Raw genomic sequence first — 6,225 nt, forward strand, 5'->3', positions numbered from 1 at the left:
ATGTCACGCCCACATCAGGAGTGAGGCGAGGGTGACGGCCGCCTCGTAGGACTGGGCGGTCTTGTCGTAGCGGGTGGCGATGCCACGCCACTGCTTCAGGCGGTTGAAGCACCGTTCCACGACGTTGCGATGTTTGTACGCCTCGCGGTCGAAGGCGGGCGGGCGGCCTCCTCGGCTACCTCGCCGGGCCCGGTTGCCGGCCTGGTCGGCCCGCTCGGGAATCGTGTGAGCGATGCCCTTGCGGCGGAGCCAGGCGCGGATCGCCTTCGAGCTGTAGCCCTTGTCGCCCAGCACATGATCGGGCCGGACGCGGGGCCGCCCGGGACCGATCCGGGGCACCCGGATCGCCTCCATCACGGCGGTGAACCGGGTGCAGTCTTTGGTGTTGCCGCCCGTGACGACGAAGGCGAGCGGACGGCCACGGCCGTCGCAGGCCAGGTGAATCTTGCTGGTCAGCCCGCCTCTGGACCGTCCGAGGGCCGGATCGCGCAGCCCCCTTTTCGGGCCCCGGCGGCGTGCTGGTGGGCGCGGACGATGGTGGAGTCGACCGACACCAGCCAGTCGATGTCGCCCGCCGCGTCCGCTTTCGCCTGGGCAGCGTGGAGCATCCGGTCGAACGTTCCGTCCGCCGCCCACCTGCGGAAACGTGTGTGCAGCGTGGCCCACGGCCCGTAACGCTCGGGCACGTCCCGCCAGGCCGTCCCGGTCCGGAACTTCCACATGCTTCCGTTCAGGACCCGGCGGTCGTCCAGCCGCTTCCGCCCTCGCAACGACTCGGGCAGCAACGGCCGGACGAACTCCCACTCGGCATCGGACAGTTCATGACGACGTATCACGCCACCATGACCCACCAGCCGTGATCATGTGAAGACACCGCCTGTCAGTACCGGCCGTGCGTCCTCGGCTCTTGGTTCCGCATTCGCCCTCTACCCGAATACGGAACTCAGTATTCCGATTCTTTCGTCGAGATCGGCACAACCCTTTGAAGTGCTGACGTGTCTTATTTCTGGCGGCGAAGCCCCTTCTGCGGGAATTGAGACGCCTTGCGTAAACAGCCTTGACCAAATCGAATTGAAGATCGTAGCGTCTTCCGGAAGCCACTCCTGAAGGGGAAGAATGTCTAGAGTCCTGACTCGTGTTCTGGGCGTATTGACATCGGGTGTCGCCATGATCTGCTTGGCCAGTGCGCCGGCCCAGGCGGGCACAGCAACGATGAGCCGCTCGCTGTACCTCGTTCAGTACCCCTACGGTGGTGAACTCGCCAGCGTCAGCCGAAGCATCTACCTTGCGGCTGATTGGTACGAATGGCAGGTGGCTACCACGCGCGACTCCAACGGTCAGATCCTGGGCTATGCATCGAGGAGGATTTACCTCGCGGAGGGGTGGTACGAATGGAAATGCAGTATCGCCTCTCCCGCATACGAAAGAACCTTCATGTATTGGAATTACTGCTCCCTCTTGCCGAATGGAGCCGGCTCCGTAGCCAGGTTGGAGTCCGACCTCTACGGGCTGTCCGCGTCGGCGAATCACACGATCAGTAGCCGCCTCACCGGATCCTGACACCTCCATCCGCAGGGCAGCACAGGGAACCGGCAAGAAATCCGCGAAGGGGAAATCATGTGGGGAACGCTCGGCAAGGTGGCGGCGGCCACGGCGATGACGGCGGCGGTCGTGACGCTTGCAGGGGCTCCGGCGAGCGCCGGGGCCACGGCGTACAACACGCGGAGCGTGTGGCTCAACGGCCTCCCGTCGGCGGGAGAGGCGCCCGCCTGCACCAGCAAGTCGATTTACCTGGCCTCGGGGACCTACACATGGACCCAGCTCTGGGACGGTGCGAAATATTCGACCCGTGAGATCTATCTGAGTGCCGGCACGTACACGTGGAAGGACTGTGTCGTGCCGTACGACGGCGTCTACGGTCAGACGTCCAGCCTCTCCAGGCTTGGACTGCCGACGGCGTACCTTCCCGACACGAACACGGTCGGCTGGGACCGCGGCACCTACACGTTCGGCTCCCTGCTCGATCCGCACTTCTGATCCACACTGTCACGGAGCCCCTGGGGTCGCGACGGCTCAGGCTGTGGCGACCCCAGGAGCCGCAATGCGCTCGATGACGAGCTGGTGCGTGAGGGTGGTTGAGGGATGATCGCGCGAGGGTGGGGCGATCCAGCCCGTGGCGATCATGGTCAACCGGGACATCCTCGCCCCTCAGCTGTTCACCGGGATCTCCCGGCAGCATCTGGCTTGGTCGGTGGAGGAGTTGGCCGACCCGTGGAAGGTCGCCGCGGTCGAGGGGCGTCGTCATGAAGCACGAGGCAGAGCCAGGAAACCTGAGGCGGGACGCCTGTGCGGCATCGGCTGGTGTTCACCGGCCGGCCGGTCGCCACGCAGATCCAGCTGTGGCATGACCTCCCGCACTCCGTCCTCGCCCTGCCGTTCGGTGTCGACCGCTCCACCGTCACCCGCGCCATCGGGGAGATACGCGGGCTCCTGGCCGAGCGGGCCGCGCGGTCCCCGACCGGCCCGGCCTGCGGCCGCGGACCCTGGCCGACGTCTTCGCCTATGCCCACACCGAGGGTGTCGAACTGCAACTGGACGCACCGAGATCCAGGTCCGTCGGTCCCCGGCCGGCCGCGGCGGACACCGGGCGTTCGTCTCGGGCGAGAAGAAGCAGAACACCATGAAGACCACCGTCGTCGCCGACCACCAGGGCCGCACGCTCTGGACCGACGCCCCGCGGCCCGGAAAATGCACGCTGCGACCGCCGCACGCAACGAAGGCATCGGGATCCGTTTCCGGCACTTCCCAGAAGTGGAAGCGCTTCTGGACGACGGCTGCCTCGGGCTACGGCGCGACCACCCCGGCCAGGCGATCGCACCACCCGGAAAACCGAACAAGATCGCTTTGCCGCACGTACACGCCGCCCGAGAAGAAGCCCGGCACGGACACTCATCGAAACGCACCACCGTCGAGCACGCACTCGCCGACCCCAGACCCTGGAAACAGCTGACCCGATGGACCCACCGGCGAGATGGCCTGCCCGACCCCTACCGGGCCATCGCCGGCCTCGTCCCCGACCGCACCGCCAACACGTGACCACCACCCCGATCAGGCACACACGTCTCCACCACCACGCACCAACTCGTCAGACACCCCTTTCTTGTACCGATCCCGCGAGGGCGTGGAGGGGTGAGCGGCGGCCCGGGGCGAGGATGCGCAGGGCGTGCCAGTCCACGGCCGGCCGGACGGTGGGCAGGAGGGCGACGTCCTCGGCGGAGTACAGGGGGACGGTGGTGACGCCGCCGTGGTGCTTGTAGTCGATGTCCACGGTGCCGGTGGGGGTGATCCAGCCGAGGCGAACGATCTGGTCGAAGTCGGTGCGGCGCACGCCGAGGCGGCGGGCGGCCTGGTCGGGGCCGAGGGGGACGTGGCGGTCGAGGAGGGCGGGCAGGTCCCGGCGGCGGGCGCGGACGGCGACCCGGTCGGGGTGGACGTCGGGATAGGCGGTCTCGCCGCCGAGGTAGGTCAGCAGGCCGGAGCCGACGAGGTGGCCGACCGCTGAGAGGGGCACGGGCGGGCGGAAGCGCCGGGGCTCCCCCAGGGCCGCGGTGAGCCGGTCCGCCACCCAGGACGCTCCGGCCGGTCCGCGCAGCGCGGCGCGGACGGCCTCCGGGCCGGCGGCCTCCACCGTGATCCGGGACCAGCGGCCGGGCCCGGCGTCGGCGGCCGGGACCAGGCCCGAGGCGGTGGCCCAGCGCCAGGCCGCGACCGGCACCCGCAGCCGGCCCGCGGCTTCGTACGCGTCGTACGTCTCACGCATCACTCCCTCCGAATCTCGCGACGGTGCGGCCCGTTCACCGGGCCGCGCCGGAAACATGCCGAAAGATCCCGATTCATGTCAATAGCCGGATTTTCAGGGCGAGTTGGGGGTGCGCCTCACAAGTCGCGTACGCGTACGCGAGGGCAGAAATCACCCGCCCGGGTGAGCGCAGCGGCGGCTGAAACGACGAAACCCCCGCCGTGTACGGCAGGGGCTTCGGGGCGGAGCAAGCGACCTCTAGGCCGCTGCCTCAGTCGTTCCGGAAGGCGCGGCGGTGCGTGGCAACACGGAAGCTTTCCAGAACAGCTGACGTCTGGATGTCTCGGCGGAGGCCGCTACGGGCGAGGAGAGGATGGCGTCTACCCGCGATGTGTCCAGATGTTTCTCGGCGGCCTCGACGACCGAGGCCATCCCTGCGGCCAGCTCAGGAGCGGCGACCTGGTTCGGCAACCTCGCCGCGGCCGTCACGACCGAGGCCATCTCGGCGGCCCACTCAGAGGTCCAGTTCTCCCCCACCTTGAGGACCGTGTCGCGGATCGCGTCGAGCATCGACAGCGCCACCCACTGATTCGCAGAGATCGAACTACGCCCTACGGCCCGGCGCCATGCCTTGATCCACTCGCCATGCTCACGCTGGGGCACATGACAGCCCTTGAGGAACGCGAGCATCTGTTTCTCATCTACTGGCAGCATCTGTCGGCGGAGGATTCTAGAGATGCTGCTGAGCGGGAGCAGGTAGGCACCGCCGGCCCTGGTCTGCATCTCCCGGTACGTCGGGGCTCCGGCGTTCTTGTAGAGGACATCGAGAGCGTCGGCAAGCATGGCGCCCGTGTTGACCGTGGCCGCAGCGACTCCTCGGGTGTATCCGCCGAGCTCATCCCTTCGGGCCTGATGCCGTAGCGCCTTGGCCGAACGAACGGTGCGGGGTCCGCTTCCGCAGGCCGCCAGGAAGGCGTCGATGACCTTCTCCGAGGGGACCACGTTGCCGGAGGCCGCCCGCTTGAGCGTCGCGGCCGACACCCCCGTCTGGACGGCCAGCTCGTCGTAGGTCCTCCCCGCTTTCTCCTGGCGCAGGAGTTCAGCGAGGCGCCCCCGGGTGAGCACGTCGTAGTTGATGGGGTTCGCGGGGCGTCCCATGTTCACCACCTACTGAGGGTTGCTCATGGCGGAGGAGAGCAGGGCGGCAAGGCGCCTGCCTCCAGCCACCGCGGCACCGGCGCCGGCGCCGATAGCGGCGCAGCACAGCAGGATCTGGGCGATCGTGCCCAGGGCCACACCCGCGAGCGTCAGGACGGTGCCGAGGACGGCGAAGACCGCGATGGGCTGAGGGTGGCGGCGTGGGAGGTGCGGCTGTCGGTCACGACCGGCAAGGGGGTCGGAACACCGGTGATCAGGGAGTGAGTGTTGTTTACAGGCATGTGGATGCCCCTTCGGGCTGACGTGGTCGGGTGCGAAGGAGCGCTTCGCACCCGACGTACTTGTGGACTGCAATTGCATTCACCACTCCAGGAGTTGGCGCTCTCGGGGCGGCCATCACATTGTGGCAGGTGATGATCCAGGGGCAGACCGGGTTCCATGGCCCGCCGGGTCGATTCGTTCGCCGGTGTTCCCGAGCGAAATTAAAGAAACTTTCTGCGCCGATTTATTAGCGGGACTAAGAGCGGAAAATTAGCGTCGCTGCGACCTGCAGAGTTACGCAACAGGGCACGTGAGCGCAGGTCTGCGGGGACCGTTGCAGATCTCTGCAGCCCTCACTTTTCACTGTGGGTGGCCATCGAGTGCAGGGATACGAAGGGGTTTCGCTCACTGGTGTTCACGATCGTTGGAGCAGATTGGAGTCAGCATGGTTCTATGCGTGGACAGCGCTCTTCGCTGAGCGTGTTGACCCCTGACGACTTGTGGACTGCAACCAGTTTGGATCAGGGAACTTCTGGCACTCATGTTGGCGCGTGGGTGTCATGAGGCCGCCGGTCACTCCCGTGACCGGCGGCCTCTTCACTTGTGGCGGGGACACGATCGAGCGCGCGCACGGCCGCGCTCAGCGTGTGAGCTGCGTGGCGTGTGTCGCCCTCACCAGGACGGCGGGAAGATGCGGGTGTACCACTCGTGCGGGGGCTTGTGGAGGCGGTGCCGATGCCCGCCACCTCCACGGTGGGACAGCGAGGCGGTCACCCGCAGGAGAGGCATATTCCACCAGCACATCGGTAGCACGCGAAGCGGTACGCGCCCCTGCCGGGGCCGGCGCCTGCGGGGCGGGGAGCCCGGCACGGGTGTACCGGGCTCGATCGGTTCTAGGGCAGCGTGTGCTGGGCCACGGGGGCTGCGTGCTCCCACTGGCCTGTGTGGTGGACGGTGGGCTGGTTCATGTCGTCGGCGAGCAGGTGGGCCAGGAGAATGCCGGTCGC

Annotated in this window: 4 protein-coding genes and 1 pseudogene; 2 read left to right on the plus strand and 3 right to left on the minus strand. The window is 67.5% G+C overall.

Annotation, left to right across the window (positions count from 1 at the left end):
* Positions 1-3: 3 nt before the first annotated feature.
* A protein-coding gene (locus ACFYUZ_RS37510; RefSeq protein ID WP_389317142.1) for an IS5 family transposase occupies positions 4-833 on the minus strand; the annotation gives its coding sequence in 2 pieces (ribosomal slippage) (positions 4-494 and positions 494-833; 831 coding nt in all).
* A gap of 784 nt (positions 834-1,617) precedes the next feature.
* Here ACFYUZ_RS37510 and ACFYUZ_RS37515 point away from each other — a divergent pair.
* Both ACFYUZ_RS37515 and ACFYUZ_RS37520 read left to right on the plus strand, forming a co-directional pair.
* Positions 1,618-2,037: a hypothetical protein gene (locus ACFYUZ_RS37515; RefSeq protein WP_389317129.1), complete on the plus strand. Its 420-nt coding sequence runs from the start codon at positions 1,618-1,620 to the stop codon at positions 2,035-2,037.
* Positions 2,038-2,182: 145 nt separating this feature from the next.
* Positions 2,183-3,096: pseudogene (locus ACFYUZ_RS37520) on the plus strand (transposase family protein).
* A 49-nt stretch (positions 3,097-3,145) separates the two neighbouring features.
* Here the strand turns inward: ACFYUZ_RS37520 and ACFYUZ_RS37525 are convergent.
* The gene (locus ACFYUZ_RS37525; RefSeq protein ID WP_389317132.1) at positions 3,146-3,820 is read right to left on the minus strand and encodes a hypothetical protein; all 675 of its coding nucleotides are present in this window, start codon (positions 3,818-3,820) and stop codon (positions 3,146-3,148) included.
* Between the two features lie 237 nt (positions 3,821-4,057).
* Positions 4,058-4,957 (minus strand): helix-turn-helix domain-containing protein, encoded by a 900-nt coding sequence (locus tag ACFYUZ_RS37530; protein ID WP_389317145.1) that lies wholly within the window; start codon positions 4,955-4,957, stop codon positions 4,058-4,060.
* Between the last annotated feature and the right edge of the window lie 1,268 nt (positions 4,958-6,225).

This window comes from Streptomyces sp. NPDC004266 (genome assembly GCF_042874095.1).
Lineage (GTDB): Bacteria > Actinomycetota > Actinomycetes > Streptomycetales > Streptomycetaceae > Streptomyces.

Excerpts from the sequence above, each read along its gene's own strand:
- ACFYUZ_RS37515 (WP_389317129.1), top strand. The coding sequence starts at position 1,618 with ATGTGGGGAACGCTCGGCAAGGTGGCGGCGGCCACGGCGATGACGGCG.
- ACFYUZ_RS37525 (WP_389317132.1), bottom strand. The coding sequence starts at position 3,820 with ATGCGTGAGACGTACGACGCGTACGAAGCCGCGGGCCGGCTGCGGGTG.
- ACFYUZ_RS37530 (WP_389317145.1), bottom strand. The coding sequence starts at position 4,957 with ATGGGACGCCCCGCGAACCCCATCAACTACGACGTGCTCACCCGGGGG.